At 51.9% G+C, this 17,138-nt stretch carries 23 protein-coding genes, 1 tRNA gene and 2 pseudogenes; 18 read left to right on the top strand and 8 right to left on the bottom strand.

What is annotated here, in order from left to right:
- Positions 1 to 369: 369 nt before the first annotated feature.
- Positions 370 to 723, top strand: coding sequence for a hypothetical protein (locus tag BG910_RS04740; RefSeq protein ID WP_157694026.1), 354 nt, complete (start codon positions 370 to 372; stop codon positions 721 to 723).
- The gene (locus BG910_RS04735; RefSeq protein ID WP_157694025.1) at positions 701 to 1,096 is read left to right on the top strand and encodes a hypothetical protein; all 396 of its coding nucleotides are present in this window, start codon (positions 701 to 703) and stop codon (positions 1,094 to 1,096) included. Before BG910_RS04740 ends, BG910_RS04735 begins: the two co-directional genes overlap by 23 nt.
- On the opposite strand, the gene BG910_RS12170 is transcribed toward BG910_RS04735, so the two are convergent.
- Positions 1,044 to 1,613, bottom strand: coding sequence for a plasmid fertility inhibition factor family protein (locus tag BG910_RS12170; protein ID WP_157694024.1), 570 nt, complete (start codon positions 1,611 to 1,613; stop codon positions 1,044 to 1,046). The genes BG910_RS04735 and BG910_RS12170 overlap by 53 nt on opposite strands.
- A 503-nt stretch (positions 1,614 to 2,116) precedes the next feature.
- Between BG910_RS12170 and BG910_RS04730 the strand changes: the two genes are divergently transcribed.
- From BG910_RS04730 to BG910_RS04715, 5 genes are all read left to right on the top strand, one after another.
- On the top strand, positions 2,117 to 2,896 hold the full coding sequence (locus BG910_RS04730) for a hypothetical protein (protein WP_232462164.1): 780 nt from the start codon (positions 2,117 to 2,119) through the stop codon (positions 2,894 to 2,896).
- 5 nt (positions 2,897 to 2,901) lie between these two features.
- Entirely contained in the window at positions 2,902 to 3,270 is a 369-nt protein-coding gene (locus BG910_RS04725) for a hypothetical protein (protein WP_089037141.1), read from the top strand.
- Positions 3,271 to 3,353: 83 nt separating this feature from the next.
- Positions 3,354 to 3,491, top strand: coding sequence for a hypothetical protein (locus BG910_RS12165; RefSeq protein ID WP_157694023.1), 138 nt, complete (start codon positions 3,354 to 3,356; stop codon positions 3,489 to 3,491).
- 18 nt (positions 3,492 to 3,509) lie between these two features.
- On the top strand, positions 3,510 to 3,686 hold the full coding sequence (locus BG910_RS12545; RefSeq protein WP_198344762.1) for a hypothetical protein: 177 nt from the start codon (positions 3,510 to 3,512) through the stop codon (positions 3,684 to 3,686).
- Between the two features lie 128 nt (positions 3,687 to 3,814).
- Complete coding sequence (locus BG910_RS04715; RefSeq protein ID WP_089037140.1) at positions 3,815 to 4,348, top strand: TrbM/KikA/MpfK family conjugal transfer protein; 534 nt, start codon at positions 3,815 to 3,817, stop codon at positions 4,346 to 4,348.
- A gap of 13 nt (positions 4,349 to 4,361) precedes the next feature.
- Here the strand turns inward: BG910_RS04715 and BG910_RS04710 are convergent, their stop codons facing one another.
- Complete coding sequence (locus tag BG910_RS04710; protein WP_089035845.1) at positions 4,362 to 4,574, bottom strand: hypothetical protein; 213 nt, start codon at positions 4,572 to 4,574, stop codon at positions 4,362 to 4,364.
- Positions 4,575 to 4,992: 418 nt separating this feature from the next.
- Here BG910_RS04710 and BG910_RS04705 point away from each other — a divergent pair, with 418 nt between their 5' ends.
- The 6 genes and pseudogenes from BG910_RS04705 to BG910_RS12965 form a co-directional block, all read left to right on the top strand.
- Positions 4,993 to 5,865, top strand: coding sequence for an antA/AntB antirepressor family protein (locus BG910_RS04705; RefSeq protein ID WP_089035844.1), 873 nt, complete (start codon positions 4,993 to 4,995; stop codon positions 5,863 to 5,865).
- Positions 5,866 to 5,977: 112 nt separating this feature from the next.
- Positions 5,978 to 6,754, top strand: a complete 777-nt coding sequence (locus BG910_RS04700; RefSeq protein WP_089035843.1) for a P-loop NTPase family protein — start codon at positions 5,978 to 5,980, stop codon at positions 6,752 to 6,754.
- A 1-nt stretch (position 6,755) separates the two neighbouring features.
- Positions 6,756 to 7,196 (top strand): hypothetical protein, encoded by a 441-nt coding sequence (locus tag BG910_RS04695; protein ID WP_089035842.1) that lies wholly within the window; start codon positions 6,756 to 6,758, stop codon positions 7,194 to 7,196.
- Positions 7,197 to 7,203: 7 nt separating this feature from the next.
- Positions 7,204 to 7,458: a lipopolysaccharide heptosyltransferase gene (locus tag BG910_RS04690; RefSeq protein ID WP_089035841.1), complete on the top strand. Its 255-nt coding sequence runs from the start codon at positions 7,204 to 7,206 to the stop codon at positions 7,456 to 7,458.
- A gap of 2 nt (positions 7,459 to 7,460) precedes the next feature.
- A complete protein-coding gene (locus BG910_RS04685; RefSeq protein ID WP_332457769.1) occupies positions 7,461 to 7,793 on the top strand; it encodes a helix-turn-helix domain-containing protein in 333 nt (110 codons plus the stop codon).
- A pseudogene (locus BG910_RS12965) lies at positions 7,694 to 8,701 on the top strand (tyrosine-type recombinase/integrase); the annotation flags it as partial. The gene BG910_RS04685 and the pseudogene BG910_RS12965, both read left to right, overlap by 100 nt.
- A gap of 34 nt (positions 8,702 to 8,735) precedes the next feature.
- Here BG910_RS12965 and BG910_RS04675 read toward each other — a convergent pair.
- Positions 8,736 to 8,811, bottom strand: a tRNA-Lys gene (locus BG910_RS04675).
- Positions 8,812 to 8,949: 138 nt separating this feature from the next.
- Between BG910_RS04675 and BG910_RS04670 the strand changes: the two genes are divergently transcribed.
- Entirely contained in the window at positions 8,950 to 9,252 is a 303-nt protein-coding gene (locus BG910_RS04670; RefSeq protein WP_089035840.1) for a hypothetical protein, read from the top strand.
- Positions 9,253 to 9,331: 79 nt separating this feature from the next.
- Here BG910_RS04670 and BG910_RS04665 read toward each other — a convergent pair whose 3' ends face one another.
- Positions 9,332 to 10,321 carry a TerC family protein gene (locus BG910_RS04665; RefSeq protein ID WP_089035839.1) on the bottom strand — a complete coding sequence of 330 codons (990 nt, stop codon included), beginning with the start codon at positions 10,319 to 10,321 and terminating at the stop codon, positions 9,332 to 9,334.
- A 100-nt stretch (positions 10,322 to 10,421) separates the two neighbouring features.
- A complete protein-coding gene (locus tag BG910_RS04660; protein ID WP_089035838.1) occupies positions 10,422 to 10,868 on the bottom strand; it encodes a CopD family copper resistance protein in 447 nt (148 codons plus the stop codon).
- A 180-nt stretch (positions 10,869 to 11,048) separates the two neighbouring features.
- Between BG910_RS04660 and BG910_RS04655 the strand changes: the two genes are divergently transcribed.
- A complete protein-coding gene (locus BG910_RS04655; protein ID WP_089035837.1) occupies positions 11,049 to 11,264 on the top strand; it encodes a glycine zipper 2TM domain-containing protein in 216 nt (71 codons plus the stop codon).
- A gap of 240 nt (positions 11,265 to 11,504) precedes the next feature.
- On the opposite strand, the pseudogene BG910_RS04650 reads toward BG910_RS04655, so the two are convergent.
- Positions 11,505 to 12,487 (bottom strand): annotated as a pseudogene (locus BG910_RS04650) (cupin domain-containing protein).
- Positions 12,488 to 12,595: 108 nt separating this feature from the next.
- Between BG910_RS04650 and BG910_RS04645 the strand changes: the two are divergent.
- Positions 12,596 to 12,931: a carboxymuconolactone decarboxylase family protein gene (locus tag BG910_RS04645; RefSeq protein ID WP_089035836.1), complete on the top strand. Its 336-nt coding sequence runs from the start codon at positions 12,596 to 12,598 to the stop codon at positions 12,929 to 12,931.
- A 93-nt stretch (positions 12,932 to 13,024) separates the two neighbouring features.
- A complete protein-coding gene (locus tag BG910_RS04640; protein WP_089035835.1) occupies positions 13,025 to 13,393 on the top strand; it encodes a rhodanese-like domain-containing protein in 369 nt (122 codons plus the stop codon).
- Positions 13,394 to 13,586: 193 nt separating this feature from the next.
- Here BG910_RS04640 and waaA read toward each other — a convergent pair whose 3' ends face one another.
- Positions 13,587 to 14,885, bottom strand: a complete 1,299-nt coding sequence (gene waaA, locus BG910_RS04635; RefSeq protein ID WP_089035834.1) for a lipid IV(A) 3-deoxy-D-manno-octulosonic acid transferase — start codon at positions 14,883 to 14,885, stop codon at positions 13,587 to 13,589.
- 248 nt (positions 14,886 to 15,133) lie between these two features.
- Here waaA and BG910_RS04630 point away from each other — a divergent pair, with 248 nt between their 5' ends.
- Positions 15,134 to 16,555: an OmpP1/FadL family transporter gene (locus BG910_RS04630; RefSeq protein ID WP_089035833.1), complete on the top strand. Its 1,422-nt coding sequence runs from the start codon at positions 15,134 to 15,136 to the stop codon at positions 16,553 to 16,555.
- Between the two features lie 330 nt (positions 16,556 to 16,885).
- On the opposite strand, the gene BG910_RS12960 is transcribed toward BG910_RS04630, so the two are convergent.
- Positions 16,886 to 17,020 (bottom strand): hypothetical protein, encoded by a 135-nt coding sequence (locus BG910_RS12960; RefSeq protein WP_267897811.1) that lies wholly within the window; start codon positions 17,018 to 17,020, stop codon positions 16,886 to 16,888.
- Positions 17,021 to 17,138: the final 118 nt, after the last annotated feature.

Here is a 17,138-nt window from a genome sequence, read left to right as displayed (position 1 = left end):
TTGAACGGAAATAATCGGGACGTAATCCCGATGCGGAGCGGTATCTACGGACAAGCTCCAAACGACATTTTGACTTTTTGAGACTGCCCCTTGCGGGCAGATGTAGGGCTTTGCGCCCTTGGGTGTGCCGGTTACGCACACCTTATTATATAAGACGGCCTCGCACGCCGTCTTAACTGTATCCAAATCCAAGCCCGTTTTTCAAGCGGGTTTCAGTTTGGATGCCGTTATTGTACACCGATTCTTATGAAAAAATAACTTTCGTTATATTTTGAGGAGGCTTTGCCGGGTCGGGTGTGGCAATTCCGAGTATGCGGCCGTCTGAAAAACGTTACGCAGTCGGCTTTATTGACGATAAAGGAGGATGGAATGAGTGAAACCCAATATTTTGTTTCCCACGATGGAAACCGCCATGACCTGTTCGACACGCTCGAACAGGCCGAACACTATATCTTGAAGAAGAACGGCTGGACGGACGGCGAGATTGCCGAAAAATGGGCTTTTGTTAAAAAAGAAGCCCGAAAATACGGTGGAGACCCGTTTTCTTCTAATGGCCGTCATTCGTTGTGGTTCATTACCGAATTGAAACTTTCAGACGGCGTAATTATGGAAGTAGATGGGCAGTTGTTTGACGATTATGTCGAAAGTATTAGTGCCGAGCGCGGGACGGAAGAGTTTGCGGAAACGAAACGGCGGCTGGTTGGGTATTATTTGGGATGGTGAGATGGAAAATAACCGTGAGCAAAAGATACTGGTTCTGTCCGTATTACTTGCCCGGGAAGCATTTACCGTTATCAGAAATCTCGGCGTCGGGCGTGGCGGTTTGTACGATTCGGAAAACCGCTCTTTCAAGAATTTGGATATTTGCGATTTGCGGCAACGGCTGAATCCGGCAGGGCAATTGGCCGAAGCATTGCACAACCTGCCTACGGGCCGAAGTATGGACGATGTTGCCTTTACGGTACGGTGTATGGAGCGTTTCTTGCTGCTGAATCCGCAATATGCGGATGGGCGTTACTATTTCAGGGCGTATTTGGACGAAATCAGGGCATTAGTTCCCGATATTGATGATTTAGTGTTTGGAAATGATGAGTGAGAAAGTCATGGCAGGCATAAATACTGCATCCGGTTTTGCCTGCAGCTTGCTGTAAGAGCATGGCATTCTGACGGGTTTTACTGAACACCGGTAAATATTCCGCTCCGTTGGCAAGTAGCCAAACGGTTCTTGTCAGGCTATCGGAGAAAACAATGCCTTTATCTTTATCAAAAGTTAACTCACTGATGACTGGAACGGGAGATTTTCTGCCTTGATTGAACAGAAATTCCGTATTTTGAAATTTTCTGTCTTTACGCCACAATATTTCATTTCCTAAATGATAGTTTGGGTAGTCCTCATCATTTTTCGACATACGCCACACATTGAGGAATAATGTGGTGTCAAGCAGCAGGATATATCCGTTGTGGTAAGGGTAATCATGAAATGGCAGGAACATATATACTGTTCTGCTTTTAACCGGGATTTCAAAAATCAAAATGGGTTCGACTGGAGAACTGTTATTGAGTGTAAATTCGTATTTAATATCCCAATCAAGTTTTAATGGTTTAAGTTCCATGGGCATTTCCTGTTTCGTGAAAAGAGAAGATGTGGTAATCCAATCTTAACACGGGCAGCGGAATACCCGCCTATGCGAAGGCCGTCTGAAAGTGTGTGTTTCAGACGGCCTTTTGTTCCTACCGTCGTTTAAGACGGCCGGCAACCCAGCGGCCGGGTAACAAAAGACTGAGCGGTTACGATACCGTAGCGTGTGTGATGTCCTGTACAAGCACTTTGGCCGTGAACCAATTATCAGCAGCGGCAGCCTTTGAACAATCGCGGTTTCGGGTCTTATCAGCCCGTTGCTGTTATATCCGTGTGCGCTGATAACGCTGGCTACCGGCGACAGGTCGGGGAGCAGGTGCAAGCCCTGCTTTTTTAAACCGACTTACTCGGTTTTACATTTCAACTGTAACGGGCACTGTCCAACAAATGGAAAAATTCTATATCATCGGCTATGTGGAATTTTGTTTGTCCGCAGAAAATCTTATACAATTACCGGAAATTTAAGAAAGGTTTAAAATGGCTGTTGCAGCTACTCTCGCACCAAGTGCTCTCCAACGGCTTTACCGCGCATTGGAAAAGCCGGAACCCTCTTATTTATTGGTTTCGGGTTTGGAACGTGATGCCAAGTCTTTATTGGCAACGCCGCACGGTAGTGTAGGTTACATGATTTTAGGTATGCTTGATGCCATCAGTAACCGGAAAACGGAATTTGATGAACATTTTGATTTGATTTCTGTAGCGGGAAGACCGGTAATGGAAAATTTTTTCCGGTTGAACGGATTGAATCGAATGGGTTTTTTCAATGAAGCTACGGAATATCTCAGGCAGATGTTGAATTCTGTGCAAAGTACGGACAATCCTGCTTACCTCAAACCTTTGGCACACATGGGAATGCTGTACGGATTTGTTGATGATGCCGGCTTGATTATCGGTCGCCTGAAACGAATGGAGTTGCTGGAGCCTGACCAGCAAGACGAATTGGAAAGAATTTATCTGCTGTTGAAACAAACCGGGGTTTCTCAGGCCGTCATGGCCGATACGGTTTTGGCCGCCAAAAAACTGCTTGCAGGAGAAGGTTTGCAGATTCCTACCTATTCTTTCGGTTATTCGGTCGAGCACGATATTTTTATTGAGTTGAAAATGGTTTGTTTTGAAAATAATACGGAACGGCTTGCCGAAGCAGATGAATCCCTGTCCCGTATGTTGGTCGATATGGAGGAATCTGTTGATGAAAATCTGATTAATTTCAGTATTTCTTGCCGTCCTTACAATCCCGGTTATGGAATAGGGAGCTGATGATTATGATTCATCCCCAAGATTTTGCAGACAGTGCGCAAGCCATGCTTGGTGAAAGCGAAGTATGTAACCGTAATGCGGTCAGCTGTATATATTACAGTGTTTATCACACGGGATTGAAGTTTGCTTTTAATGATTTGGGCTTTGCATATAAAACGGGTATGTCTCTCCATAAGCAGCTTATTGATTTTTTCAAATGCCAAGATCGGAAAGATTTGAAGGTTATAGGCCGTCAGATGGAAAAGCTCAGAAATGCTAGAAATGAAGCGGATTATGCGCTTGACAGCTATGTTTCGCCTGAGGATGCCAAACTTGATGTAAGACTGGCATTGCAAACTATTTCTCAAATCGAACAGATACAAAAGCATCTCTAGAATTTTTAATGTGCTTGCAAAAGCCGTCTGAATATGTGTTTCAGACGGCTTTTTCTTTACTCTTAAAACCGAAAGGAACCTTTATGCTGGAGAACTTTGAAAAACGCCTGTTGGCCGATTTTCTCGGTGAACATTGGCAGATGTTTGTGGATTTTTGTGAAATGAACGGTAATGCCGGATACGCGGATGCCATTGCCGACAAGTTGGAAAACCAATCCTGAATGTGAAAGGAGATTGAAATGTTTGCGAAAAAAAGCCGTCTGAAAAAATGTCGTGAACGTCTGCTCGGACGTTACGGTTCGATGAAGGATGCGGCCAAACAGGTGGATTTGCTGATGCGCGGCAATATGGATTTGTGTGTGAACATCGTGCAGGTCGGCCGTCAATTTGAAGTCCGCGCAATCGCGTGGCAATGAAAAAACCGCTTTGTTTCCAAAGCGGCTTTTTCTTGGGAGAAATGGATAATCTCTCGTAGGGGTACGGTGATTATCCTTTTTTTCGTCTATCAATGCAATATCTGCCGTTGTGCAGATGGGGAGTGAATATGAAGAAGTGTTTACCTGCGGCGGCTGTGGCCGTCGCGCTCATGGCGGTGTTGCCGGCTCAGGCAGACGATCTGCTGACCGGTGATGTCCGTTTGGCTTGCGAGGCGACTTTGTGCCTGTCGTCGGGGGAGCGTCCCAGCGAGTGTGCGCCTTCGCTGAAGCGTTATTTTTCCATCAAACACCGCAAGCTGTCGGACACCATCAAAGGCCGTCTGAATTTCCTGAAGCTGTGTCCGGCCAGCAATGAAGAGAACATGCCGCAGTTGGTTAATGCGATTGCTCATGGTGCAGGCCGTTGTGATGCTAAGGAACTAAACCGCGTCATGCGTTACACGGTACAGGTCCGGCAATGTCCGCGTTATCACTATTCCCGTGACCGGGACAGTTGCCCGATTGTCAGCAAAACCTATATCCGTCCGTCTAAGCCGTCGTATTGCAAAGCCTATTTTGAGCATGGTTGGACGACGGCCGGTGATGCCGTCCGCTATGTCGGTGAAGAGAAAAATGGCGGTAAATGGGTGGATGTGCGTTAAGTTCGCTCCTGCTTCAACATTCGGCATAAAGTGTTAAAGCAGTTTTGGCAGCCTCAATCGGGGCTGCTTTTTTTACAAACGAAAGCGGCTTTTTCAGAAGCGGGTTATTGCCTGACAGAAAGAAACTTGTTACCATGAATGAGCTGTTCAATAGCAGCGCAGGCTTGGCGGCCTGTTTCTCTCGTATCAGGCACACAATGCCGCTTTTGCGGTTTTTTGTTTGCATAACGCGCCCCTATGGGCAGGCGCGTGTAGGAAGCCGCAAGGCTTGCCGTGTCTGATACCACGGTCCGCCAACCCGCACGTTTCTTGCCCACCTCAGGCCGTCTGAAACTGTTTCAAAACCAAACCCGCTTTAATCAAGGCGGGTTTGGTTTTGGTAACACGGAAAAACCATTGACAAACCGCCGCAAAACAGGCACGATAGCCGCACTACTAAAACGTTAGCGGTTCATTCGCACCCGTCAGTTGCGGCTTTTTTATGCCTGAAATTTCCGTTTCAGGCCGCCATCTTGCAATGGCGGGTTGAGAGAGCCTAATACAATACCCGCAAGGGGAATAAGTTCCGCCGTCTAACGTCGGTAGTTGAAGCCCGCCCACCCACTAAGTGGGCAATTTGAAACTAAAACGTTAGGAGTTCAGCAATGAACAATCAAAACCTCATTCCCGTATTCAGCGGCAAACTTTCCGATTCCGAAACCTTGCTTTGCGATGCGCGCAAACTGCACGGATTTTTGCAGGTATCCAGTCGTTTTAACGACTGGATTAAAAACCGTATTAACGAGTACGGATTTCAGGAAAATCAAGACTTTTTGAGTTTTACTAAAAATTCAGTAAAACCCAAAGGAGGCAGAGCGGCAACCGAATACCACATCACGCTGGACATGGCCAAAGAACTGGCGATGGTCGAGCGCAACGAACAAGGCCGCGCCGCACGCCGCTATTTCATCGAGTGCGAGAAAAAGCTGCATCAAGCGCAAAGGCCGTCTGAAAAGAAACGGCTCCCCGCCACAGTCAAACGCCGAATCCGCAACCGTGAAGACCTGTCGTTTACCCGACGGGACAGACAGGGACGGCTGATCAACTGGGTTCCGCCTGTCGATGAAAGGGGGCTGTACGATTGGGGCGAAGCCTACGCCGTCGGCGAAGCATGGTTTGACGAAGTTATCGAACTGGCCGGCAACAATCCCGAATCCGCTTATCACGCGCTGTCGTTTTCGCCACGCTATATGTCGGAATATGCGCGTAATGTGGCCAGACAGGGTTTGGGCTTTATCGAAGGCTTCTTCGATAAAATGGCACGCTATACGCTGGCCGGTATTTTGGAACACCGCAACGGTGTGTCGTTTCCGTTTCAACGTACGATGAACCGCGCGGTAGATTTGGAGGTTTATTTGAAACAGGCTGCGCCGTTATCTGATGACGAATTGCGCTGGAGAGCATGGACGGAAAGTGAACATTGCCGATACAGATGTTATGAAAACAAATTGACCGAATTGTCGGAATTGGTCCGATAAGTACAGGCCGTCTGAAATTTTCAGACGGCTTTTTTTACAAACGAAAGCCTGTTCGGACGAGCAGGTTTCTTTTTGTGAAAAACATACTCAAACAAAACGAAAGGTTTATGCCATGAAGGAAGTACACTTTATCGCGCAAGGTAAAGGCGGTGTCGGGAAATCGACGATTGCGGGTTTTTTGGGTGATTATCTGAAAGCCAAAAGCGATGAGGAGCTGCATTGCTATGATACCGACCCGGTTAACCAGACATTCAGCCGTTATGCTGCATTAGAGCCGGAAGTTGTCAAAATTTTGACCGATGCAAACAACATTGATGCCCGTTTCTTTGATGGTTTAATTGAAAAACTGGTAAATGATGAAGGTATTGCAGTAATTGATAACGGTGCGGCTACCTTCGTCCCCTTGATGTCGTATATGGCAGAGAACGAAGTACCGGCTTTTTTGGCTGAAAACGGTATCCGAATGATTATCCATGTACCTTTGGCCGGTGGACAATCATTGCAAGACTGTATGACCGGTTTGAGTCAAACGTTAAACAGCAATAGTGCGGAAATTGTGGTGTGGCTGAATGATTTTCATGGCGTGATTGAGAAAGACGGCAAAGGCTTTACTGATTTTAAAGTCTATCAGGCAAACCGAGAACGTATTATCGGTATTGTGCATATTCCAAATCGCAACCCTGATACCTTCGGTGCGGATATTAAGGAAATGACCACCAAAAACCTGACTTTGACCGAAGCACAAAATTCAGGGGTTTTCGGCTTAATGCCGCGCCAACGCCTGCGCACGGTACAGCGCGATTTGTACGGACAATTGGACAAAATCCCGTTCTTGGCCACTCAGGCGGAACATGTAAAAAACGTGAAGCAGAGCGGACAAGGGGCGTGATATGGGAAGCCAAGCCGAAGTAGAGGCACTGATCGCCGAAGTGTTCCGCACATCGGGCATCAAACTGACCGCCGATGATCCGGTGATTGCTATTTTACTGATGCAGGAAGCCCGTCTGAACGCCTTGTTTGAAGAGCAGCGTATCAGCATTCAGCAAGGTTTGGCAGGGTATGCGGCGGATATGGACGATTCTCTGAAAGCTACTGTAAAGGCGGCGGAAGAGCTGAAAACCTACCGCGAACAGATTCTGGCCGAACTGCTGGCCAAAAGCGACGAGCGGCTGACCGAAAGCGAAGGACGGATTTATGCAGCCATGCAGCCAAAGATTGCGGCTCAGAACAAGGCATTGGTAGACGAAATTGCCGCCAAGATGAACCGGTCTTGGTTAGTGGCTGCACTCATTAGTTTGGGTGTTTTCTTTGCACTTCTGAAATTTATTTAGGAACGCTATGCTGACAGAGGAAAAGAAGGTAGTTGCCACGGTGAAAGTGGCCGCATCGTTCACACCGGCTGAAGAACAGTTTCCGCACTATCGTCTGGTTCCACTGGATGCAGACAGGCAGGGTTATCTCTGCCTGCTTTTCTATATTAAGCCGGGCAGCTTCCTGATGCTGGAACCACGCATCAAAAGGTATGCGGCCGTCAGGAAGCTGGCTTTGCTGCTGGAAAACGCGGCCTATCCCGTTTATGAAGTGGGGAGATAATCATGCAAATGACGTTTAATGTGGCGGAGGCTGCGGAGTACTGCAAATGCCATCCCGAGACGATTCGGGAACATATACGGGCAGGCCGTCTGAAAGCGTCCAAACCCGGCCGATCCTACTGTATCACCAAGTCTGCACTTGACGCATTTCTCACTGATTTGGAAAATGCACGGTTGCAGGCTTCACTCGAAAGCAGGAGTGAAGAAAAATGCCGATTTACAAACGAAACAATGGCATATGGTATGTTGACATCACAACGCAAAGCGGCCGCAGAATTCGACAGTCTGCTGGCACTAAAAACCGTGAAGAAGCCCAAAGGCTGCATGACAAACTAGCCTATGAGCTGTGGCAGCAGCATTATTTGGGGCAGAAGCCCGAACGGCTGTGGGAAGAAGCAGCCGTCCGATGGATTAAGGAACAGGGAGGCAAAAAGAAAAGCATCAAAGACGACATCAGCCGGTTACGCGGCCTGTCCCAGTTCCGAGGGATTTTGCTGCATGATATGAGCCGTGATTTCATTATGCAGGCCGTCGGCAGTATGACCTGTTCCGACAGTACTAAAAATCGTTATCTCGCGCTTATCCGTGCCATTTTGAACAAAGCCGCGCATGAGTGGCAATGGTTGGACGATGTACCGAAAATCACGTTATACCGCGAAGCCAAACGGCGTATCCGCTGGCTGACGCAGAACGAAGCGCAGAATCTCATTGCCGCCTTGCCCGAGCACCTAGCCGATATGGCGGTTTTCAGTTTGGCTACGGGTTTGAGGCAACGGAACGTTTTGGAGTTGAAGTGGGCGCAAATAAACCTGAGCCGGAAAACGGCTTGGATTGATGCCGACGAAGCCAAAGCCGGACGTGCAATCGGTATTGCACTCAACCGGACGGCACTTGGCGTATTGGAAAAACAGATGGGGAAACACCCGTCTTTTGTTTTTACCTATCCGAACGGCCGTCCGGTGAAAAGTATCAGTTCGCGCATTTGGAAAAATGCTTTGGAAAAAGCCGGCATATCCGATTTCCGCTGGCATGACTTGCGCCATACTTGGGCAAGTTGGCTGGTTCAGGCAGGTGTACCGTTGGCTGCGTTGCAGGAGATGGGCGGATGGGAGAGCATCAGTATGGTGCAGCGGTATGCCCATCTTGCACCGGAACATCTGCACGAACATGCTGCATTATTGGACGGTGCCGGTCTTGGTTTCGGCACAAATCAGGCACACCCCAAAATAGGAGGTGGCAAAGAAAAAAGCCTAAACGCTTGTTTAGGCTTGGAAAAACTGGTGGGTCGTGAAGGATTCGAACCTTCGACCAACGGATTAAAAGTCCGCTGCTCTACCGGCTGAGCTAACGACCCGATAAGCTGCGCATTCTAGAGAAGAAAAATTGGGATGTCAACGGTTTTCTGAAAAATTTTACTGCACCTGCGGCTGTGATATGATTTTATTACGGTTGCAAACCGTCATTTACCATCAAACAAGGAAAGGTATAAATCATGAAAAAACTGTTAACGGCTGCTTTGTTTGCCGCTGCGCTGGCGGCCTGTTCGCAAGAAACGAAGCAGGAAGTTAAAGGTGCGGCCGATGCGGTGGCGTCTGATGTGAAAGGCAACGTCGATAAGGCGAAAGAAGCGGCGGTTTCTGCGGCGGATAAGGCGGTTGAGGCTACCGATAAAGCGGCGGCTGATGCGAAAGCGGCGGCGGGCAAAGCGGCTACGGAGGCCAAAGGTGCGGCAGACGATGCCGTAGCGGCGGCGCGCGAAGCGGCGCAAAAAACGAAAGATGCAGCAGGCAAGTAAACTGCCGGGTCGATAGAAAGGCCGTCTGTACTTCGACTACGCTCAGTAACCGAATTCAGACGGCCTTTTTGCCTGCCCGTTATTTCCTCTGACGTTTTTCCAGCTTTTTGCTGTAAATCAGCGAAGTCAGGATGGAAGCACCCAACGCGCCGAATACGACGGAGAGGGAAATGGCAATCGGGATGTGTACATCCCAGTACATAATCAGCATTTTCACGCCGATAAAGCTCAAAACGAAGGCGAGGCCGTATTTTAGGAAAACAAAACGGTCGGCGACGTCGGCGAGTAAAAAGTACATGGCACGCAAGCCCAAAATGGCAAAGATGTTGGAGGTAAGCACGATAAACGGGTCGGTGGTAACGGCAAAGATGGCAGGAATGCTGTCCACAGCGAAAATCACGTCGCTCAACTCAATCATGATCAACACTAAAAACAGCGGTGTGGCGATACGTTTGCCGTTTTCGACGGTGAAGAATTTTTCGCCGTCGAGACTTTTGCTGACGGGAACGTGTTTTTGCAGCCAGGTCAGCAGTTTGTTTTGCGACAAATCTTCGTCTCCGTCGTCTGCACCCGATTTCACCATGTGGAAGCCCGTGTAGAGCAGGAATATGCCGAAGAGGTACAGAATCCATTCAAACTGCTGCACCAAAACTGCGCCGACAAAAATCATTACCGCACGTAGCACAATCGCGCCGAATACGCCGTAAAGCAGTACGCGGTGCTGATATTGCGGCGGCACTTTGAAATAGCCGAAAATCATCAGAAATACGAAAATATTGTCCACCGCCAATGATTTTTCCAACACATAACCGGTAAAAAATTCCAACACCTTGGTTTGGGCGACCGCATGGCTGTAAGCCGGATTCCCTGCAAGTTCGAAATACAGCCAGCCGGCAAAACCGCAGGATACGGCAACCCAGACGCAACTCCATGCCAGCGCCTCTTTAATACTGACTTTGTGCGCTCCCGTTTTTTTCAACGACAGCATATCGACGGCAATCATGGCTAATACAGCAATAAAAAACACGCCGTAAAACAGCGGCGTGCTGACCGACGGATGTTCGACCATATTTTGTTCCTTTTATTTGGTTGGCTGAAATTTTTCCAGACGGCATTGTAACTTAGGCCGTCTGAAAATTCATTTTGTTTTTTCAATCACATAATAACGGTTACGACCAGTAAAACATCGCTTTGGCCAAAAACACAATCAGCAGCATATGGGTAAACACCACCGCGTGAATGTATTTCGACCAGCCCACCGTCAGCGTATGGCGCGCCATTTTCGTGACTGCGATGGCGAAATGTACCAATACGCCCAAAGCCAGTAATATTTTAATAAACAAAAGCGTGCCAAACGTCGAAGCCAGCGGATCGCGCAACAACGGCACATAGCGTTCGAACGCCATCACCAGTCCCGACGCAAACAGTGTCAGCACCACAACCGGCATCACCCGCACCGCGCGATGTGACATCGCCTTTTCCACCTCGCGCCGCGCTTCGCGCGACACCCGCTTGGTGTGCAGCACCGACAACACCAACACCTCGAAAAACACCCCACCCACAAACGCAACCGCACAAAACAGATGCACGATGTGGGCTGTTGCATAAATGCTCATACACGGCTTTCTTTTAACGAAACGGCGTTAATTTTACCATTCCCCGCAGCAGGCGCGATTGCGGCAGCGATTTTTTCTTAAGTTTAAACTCTCTTTACTTATGGCATATATTACTGAACCGACTTTGTGCGATACTTGCCACCGCTTATACAGCGTATTAACTTCTATGGAGATAAAGCCATGAAATCAATGATCACTAAAACCGTTGCCCTGATTGCCGTTGCCGCTTCCCTGAGCGCCTGCGCGGGCATGACGACTTCCCAACGCAACACCGCTACCGGCGCAGTATTGGGCGGCGTTGCCGGTAACCTGATCGGCGGCGACACCGGCTCAACCTTGGGCGGCGCAGCACTCGGCGGCGTGATCGGCAGCCAGGTTCACCGTCGCCACCGCTAACCGCGGATTTTGGTTTTAACGAAGGCCGTCTGAAAATATTTTCAGACGGCCTTTCGATATGGTGGAAGAATGAGAAATCGGTACGCCGCATTTTGCAAAAACCAACCTGGTCCGCAAATGTCAATCCGTCATTTCCGCGCAGACGGAAATCCGAAAGTTTGGGTTGGGTAACATTTCTAAAACAGTCAGTTGCGCGTGTTCAACCTACCGGATTCCCGTCTGCGCGGGAATGACGGATTTTCAAACCAATCTATGTATGATGTATGGCGCAATCCCGCCGCTACACGGAAAATCCTGCTGCGCTTCGTTCCATTCCCCTCCCGTACCGCCTTTGCGGTACTGTCCCGGCGTGATGCCGTATTGCTTTTTAAATGCCTTGCCGAAATGCGTTTCCGACTGAAAGCCGCAGGACAGGGCGACGGACAGTACGGAATCCGCGCTGCTTTTGAGTTTCAACGCCGCCTGCTGCAACCGGATTCGGTTTAAAAACGCATGGGGGCTGCTGCCCGTCTGCTGTCTGAAGAGCCGCATCAGGTGGGCGCGGGACAGATTGGCGGTTTGCGCCATGCCGTCGATGTCCCAGTCTTTTTCGGGCGCGTCCAGCAGCGTCTGAATCAGGTGGTTCAAACGGCGGTCGCGCCAGCCGCCGAATACGCCTGGCGGCAGCTCTGCGTTTTGGCCGCCCAAATAATGGCGGACAATCAACACCAGCAGTACCGTCGAAAGCGCATTGACCGCCGCCGTCGAGCCGTGCATCGCGTTTTCCGCTTCGCCTTGAAGCAGCGAAACCAAATGGCTTAAAGACGGGGCGGCGATGTTCAGATACAGCGTTTCGGGCAGTCCCGCCACCAGTTCTGCCTGCGCGTCGTATTCGAAGCGGGCGCAAAACAGATTCATTCCGCCGTCGCCCGCCGCGCCGCTTTCCTTAACCGTAAACGCCCCTTCGCGGAACACCTGCGGCGTGTCCGCTTCGTTGGCGCAGGCGATGTCGCTGCTCAAAACGTGTTCTGCCGTGCGCGGGAAAAACACCACGTCGCCTGCTTGCAGATGCCGCGTGCCGTGCCGGGTTTTCAGATAGCCCGAACCCGAAACCACAATATGCGCCAAGCCCTGCGCGCGCCGCGCTTCGTGGCGCGGACATACCAGCTCCCGTGAAAACGGCACTGCACGTCCACGTTGCCCGTGATCTGCGCCAAAGTAATCAGTTTGTCCAAAATGTCCATGATGTTTTTACAGGATAAAATGAGACTATTTGAAGATTTTATTCGTTGTTTTATTGCAATAATAATGCTTCTAAACCCGCAAACACAACAATAGGAGGGCTGACAGCCATGTTTAAAGACTGGAACGCGCACACCGCGCACGTTAAAAAATCATTCGGCGAACTGGGTAAAAAACATCCCAAAATGCTGCAAGCCTACATGAGCCTGGATCAGGCTGCTGCCGCCGAAGCCTTGGATGAGAAAACGCGCGAGCTGATTGCAATTGCCGTTGCCATCACCACCCGTTGCGAAAGCTGCATCAGCGTCCACGCCGAAAAAGCCGCCAAACTGGGGGCGACCGAGGGCGAAATCGCCGGCGCGTTGGCCACCGCCATTTCGCTGAACGCGGGTGCGGCCTATACTTATGCCCTGCGCGCGCTCGAAGCGGTGGACGCGCAACGCTAGACGTGCAAACATACAGGCCGTCTGAAAAGGAAAAATCCGTTTTCAGACGGCCTGTATGATTCCAATTTATCCCAATCAAGGAGGGATTGTAAGATGAAAAAACTGCTGACCGCCATCGTTCTCGCCGCCGTTGCCGCCACGCCCGCCGTGGGTCTGGCGAAGAAGCCCGCTGCCGAAAAAGCCGCCGCCGCACAGCCCGTGCGCGCCAAAGGCGTTTGGATTGATGTGCGCACGCCCGAAGAATTTGCCGAAGGCCATTTAAGCGGCGCAATTAATGTACCGGCGGATCAAATTGCCGCTCAAATTGCGAAAATCAGCCCCGATAAAAACGCCCCTGTCAATCTCTACTGCCGCAGCGGACGACGCGCGGAAGCCGCGTTGCAGCAGCTCAAAGCAATGGGTTACACCAATCTGACCAACCACGGCGGTTATCAGGATTTGCTGAAAAAAGGCATCAAATAAACCGCAGGCGCATCAGGCTTGACAGGCCGTCTGAATACGGACAACCGTTTCAGACGGCCTTTGTGGTTTTGGAGGCTTATTTTTCTCAACCTGTTGTGTAAACAAAGCGATGATTTTCTACATCAGGCCCTGATAAATCCATTTTCCCTGTTGCGGTTTACTGTGCTGTCTGCTCCTGCCGACAGTATCTTTATTATTTCGTTTCACCATATCCGTGTATTTCTTCCGGAGCGCCCAACGCTTTTCCGATCTGTTCCGCCATTTTCCGGCTTGCGCCTTTGTGGGCGGCAACGAAGGCTTCGGCTTGATGGGCAAAATCCGTGCGCAGGGTTTCGTCGTTTAAATAATGTTCCACCGCCTGCCGCCATTCTTCCGCGCTGCCGACCTGCCGCGCGGCGCCGGATTGCAGGGCGGCGGCGCAGGCGGCGGCGAAGTTGTAGGTGGATGTGCCGAACAGGGTCGGAACGCCGCAGGCGATGGGTTCGATGATGTTTTGGCCGCCGGCATCAACGAGGCTGCCGCCGACGAAGGCGATGTCGGCGGCGAGGTAGTAGGCGGCCAGCTCGCCCATGCTATCGCCGATCCAAACCTGCGTTTGCGGCGAAACGGGGGCGTTGTCGCTGCGTTTCTGTACGCTGAAACCGAGTTCGGCGGCGGTGTTGAAGGCCGTCTGAAAACGCTCGGGGTGGCGGGGAACGACAATCAGCAGCGCATCGCCGCGATAATTCCGCCATGCCCGCATCAGCATTTGCGCTTCGTCGGCGCCTTTGTAAAAACGGGTGCTGGCGCAAACGGCGACGGGGCGGTTGCCGATGCGCTGCTTGAATTCGGCGGCAAGGCGGTGCATGGAATCAGGCGGGGCGATGTCGTATTTGGTGTTGCCGCAGACGTGGACATTGGACGCACCGATGAGGTGCAGCCGCTCGGCATCGGCGGCGGTTTGGGCGAAACAGCCGCTCAGGGTCTGCATCACGGGCTCGACGAGACGGCGGATTTTGAGGTAGCCGTGCTGGGATTTTTCGGAAAGCCGCGCGTTGGCGAGAAACAGCGGCACGCCCGCTTCGGCGCAGCCGGCCATCAGGTTCGGCCAGATTTCGGTTTCCATCAGAACGCCGAAACGCGGGCGGTGGTCGCGCAGAAACTGCGCCACCCATTCGGGGCGGTCGTAGGGCAGGTAGCGGCATTGCGCGTCGGGAAACAGCTTCTGCGCCGTTTCGCGCCCCGTCGGCGTCATCTGCGTGAGCAGCAGCGGCGCATCGGGAAAACGCCGGCGCAACTCGGCCGCCAGCGGCACGGCGGCGCGGGTTTCGCCGACGGAAACGGCGTGCACCCAAATCGGATTTTGAACGGGATTGGGATAAGGCTCGCCGAAGCGTTCGTTCCAGTTTTCAAGATAGGCGGGCGATTTTTTGGCGCGCTTTTTCAGATAGCGGCGGATCAGCGGCGGCGCGATGTGCCAAAGAAGGGTGTACAGCCGGCGGGAGCGGTTCATAGGGTCGGGAAATTGTGATTGATGGGGCATTCTAGCCGATTTGAAGCGGCGGGGGCAAAGGCCGTCTGAAAAACGTTCGGACGGCCTTCTGCATTTTTGGAAAACGGCGGCGGAAAACCGATAAAAAATCTATGCGGATGACAGGCTTTATTATAGAATCGAGCACCTAATCTAAATATCGGATTGTCCGTAGCGGGGCGTTTTCAGACGGCCTCGCTCTTTCATTGTCATCACCTTAAAAAAACATCATGAAACACACCTTAAACAAACTCGCCCTCATTATCAGCGGTGTCCTCGTTTCCTTTGCCGCCCAAGCCTCCGGCTACCACTTCGGTACGCAGTCCGTCACCGCGCAGGGCACGGCCAATTCTGCTGCCGCCGATGCCGCCGATGCCACCACCATTTTCTCCAACCCCGCCGGTTTGGCCAAACTCGAGCGCAGCGAAATTACCGGCGCCGTCAACCTTGTCGCGCCCAATATTAAATACCGCGACGCCCAAGCCACCTACCGCCGCGGCGGCAGCGTCGGCGGCGAAACGGGCGGCAAAATTACCAAAGACGTGACCGTCGCCCCCCACGTTTACGGCGCGTATAAAGCCAACGGCAAAGTCACGCTCGGCCTCGGCCTGTATGTACCGTTCGGTTCCGAAACCGAATACAGCGAAAAATCCGTTTTGCGCCATCATCTTAACGAGCTCGGCCTGACCACCGTCGCCGTCGAACCCGTCGTCGCCTATAAAGTCAACGAAAAACATTCCGTCGGCGTCGGCGCGATTGCCCAATATTCCAGCGCCAAACTGCGCAAATATGCCGACTGGGACGCCTCGGGCGCCGTCAGCGCCATGGCCGGCCGCAACATGAGCGGCCTTTCGGACGGCCATGCCGAAGTCAAAGGCCACGACTGGGGCTTCGGCTACCAGCTCGGCTGGCTGTGGGATGTCAACGACCGCACCCGCGTCGGCGTCAACTACCGTTCCAAAGTGTCGCACAATCTGAAAGGCAGCGCCGAATGGCAGGCCGACGGTCCCGCCGTGACCTCGCCCAACCCGCGCTTAGGCGGCCAATCCGCCTACGACGCGCTGATCGGCACCCCCGCCTACGGCTACGTTCCCCATGAAAAAGCCGGCGTCAAAATCGTGACCCCCGAATCCTTGTCCGTTCACGGCATGTACAAAGCCACCGACAAACTGAAGCTGTTCGGCGACGTCACTTGGACGCGCCACAGCCGTTTCAACCGCGCCGAACTGGTGTTTGAAAACAGCAAAACCATCGGCCGCAACGCCGACGGCAGTCCCCGCCGCTCCGACCGCACCATCATCACGCCCGACTGGCGCAATACCTACAAAGTCGCCGTCGGCGGTTCCTACCAAATCAGCGAACCGCTGCAACTGCGCGCCGGCATCGCCTTCGACCAAAGCCCCGTGCGCGGCGCCTCCAGCCGTCTGAACACGCTTCCCGACGGCAACCGCATCTGGTATTCGGTCGGCGCGAAATACAAATTCCGCAAAAACCACGAATTCGACGTCGCCTACAGCCATATCCACATCAACGACACCAGCTTCAGCGCCGCCGCCTCAACCGGCGACAACGTGGACAGCAAAGGCACTGCCACCGCGAAGTTCAATAACTACGCCAACATCCTCGGTTTGCAATACAGCTATAAATTCTGATTGCGGTTTGGATGCAGAAAGGCCGTCTGAAAATCCTGTGGGAGTTTTCAGACGGCCTTTCGGTTTCGCAGGCCGATGTAGGTACGGTTAGCCACCTGAAGGTGGCGTAACCGTACGCTGTGCCGTGCGAATATCCCCATCTTGGTGCCGCCTGAAAAATGGAATGGTACGGTTTGTGCGGATTTGTACGGTTACGCCGCTTCGGGCGGCTAACCGTACCTACTGCAGCTGCAGCTATAAATTCTGATTGCAGTTTGGATACGAAAGGCCGTCTGAAAATCTTGCGAGGGTTTTCAGACGGCCTTTCGGTTTGGCAGCAAAACAGCCGCTTCAGTTGCCGGTTTTGGTGTGTACGGTTTCGACGCCGGTTTTGACTTCGCCGTAAATTTCGCTGCTGCCGTTGCCGGAAGTGGCGGAACAGGCGGCGAGCAGGAGGGCGAGGGCGGCGGTGTAGAGGGCTTTCATGGGGGGGCCTTTCGGGTTGCGGGGCGGTGTTTCAGACGGCCTATGCCTATGTAGGTACGGTTAGCTACCTGAAGGTGGCGTAACCGTGCGCCGCGCCGTTTGTGAATATCTCCATCCG

The sequence above is a fragment of the Neisseria chenwenguii genome, assembly GCF_002216145.1.
In the GTDB taxonomy this organism is placed as follows: Bacteria; Pseudomonadota; Gammaproteobacteria; order Burkholderiales; family Neisseriaceae; genus Neisseria; species Neisseria chenwenguii.
Note: the sequence above shows the minus strand (reverse complement) of the source record. Positions and strands in the feature narration are given on the sequence as shown.

Coding starts and splice junctions, on each gene's coding strand:
- BG910_RS04740 (WP_157694026.1), top strand. CDS start 370: ATGAGTGAAACCCAATATTTTGTTTCCCACGATGGAAACCGCCATGAC.
- BG910_RS12170 (WP_157694024.1), bottom strand. CDS start 1,613: ATGGAACTTAAACCATTAAAACTTGATTGGGATATTAAATACGAATTT.
- BG910_RS04730 (WP_232462164.1), top strand. CDS start 2,117: ATGGCTGTTGCAGCTACTCTCGCACCAAGTGCTCTCCAACGGCTTTAC.
- BG910_RS04725 (WP_089037141.1), top strand. CDS start 2,902: ATGATTCATCCCCAAGATTTTGCAGACAGTGCGCAAGCCATGCTTGGT.
- BG910_RS12165 (WP_157694023.1), top strand. CDS start 3,354: ATGCTGGAGAACTTTGAAAAACGCCTGTTGGCCGATTTTCTCGGTGAA.
- BG910_RS12545 (WP_198344762.1), top strand. CDS start 3,510: ATGTTTGCGAAAAAAAGCCGTCTGAAAAAATGTCGTGAACGTCTGCTC.
- BG910_RS04715 (WP_089037140.1), top strand. CDS start 3,815: ATGAAGAAGTGTTTACCTGCGGCGGCTGTGGCCGTCGCGCTCATGGCG.
- BG910_RS04710 (WP_089035845.1), bottom strand. CDS start 4,574: ATGCAAACAAAAAACCGCAAAAGCGGCATTGTGTGCCTGATACGAGAG.
- BG910_RS04705 (WP_089035844.1), top strand. CDS start 4,993: ATGAACAATCAAAACCTCATTCCCGTATTCAGCGGCAAACTTTCCGAT.
- BG910_RS04700 (WP_089035843.1), top strand. CDS start 5,978: ATGAAGGAAGTACACTTTATCGCGCAAGGTAAAGGCGGTGTCGGGAAA.
- BG910_RS04695 (WP_089035842.1), top strand. CDS start 6,756: ATGGGAAGCCAAGCCGAAGTAGAGGCACTGATCGCCGAAGTGTTCCGC.
- BG910_RS04690 (WP_089035841.1), top strand. CDS start 7,204: ATGCTGACAGAGGAAAAGAAGGTAGTTGCCACGGTGAAAGTGGCCGCA.
- BG910_RS04685 (WP_332457769.1), top strand. CDS start 7,461: ATGCAAATGACGTTTAATGTGGCGGAGGCTGCGGAGTACTGCAAATGC.
- BG910_RS04670 (WP_089035840.1), top strand. CDS start 8,950: ATGAAAAAACTGTTAACGGCTGCTTTGTTTGCCGCTGCGCTGGCGGCC.
- BG910_RS04665 (WP_089035839.1), bottom strand. CDS start 10,321: ATGGTCGAACATCCGTCGGTCAGCACGCCGCTGTTTTACGGCGTGTTT.
- BG910_RS04660 (WP_089035838.1), bottom strand. CDS start 10,868: ATGAGCATTTATGCAACAGCCCACATCGTGCATCTGTTTTGTGCGGTT.
- BG910_RS04655 (WP_089035837.1), top strand. CDS start 11,049: ATGAAATCAATGATCACTAAAACCGTTGCCCTGATTGCCGTTGCCGCT.
- BG910_RS04645 (WP_089035836.1), top strand. CDS start 12,596: ATGTTTAAAGACTGGAACGCGCACACCGCGCACGTTAAAAAATCATTC.
- BG910_RS04640 (WP_089035835.1), top strand. CDS start 13,025: ATGAAAAAACTGCTGACCGCCATCGTTCTCGCCGCCGTTGCCGCCACG.
- waaA (WP_089035834.1), bottom strand. CDS start 14,885: ATGAACCGCTCCCGCCGGCTGTACACCCTTCTTTGGCACATCGCGCCG.
- BG910_RS04630 (WP_089035833.1), top strand. CDS start 15,134: ATGAAACACACCTTAAACAAACTCGCCCTCATTATCAGCGGTGTCCTC.
- BG910_RS12960 (WP_267897811.1), bottom strand. CDS start 17,020: ATGAAAGCCCTCTACACCGCCGCCCTCGCCCTCCTGCTCGCCGCCTGT.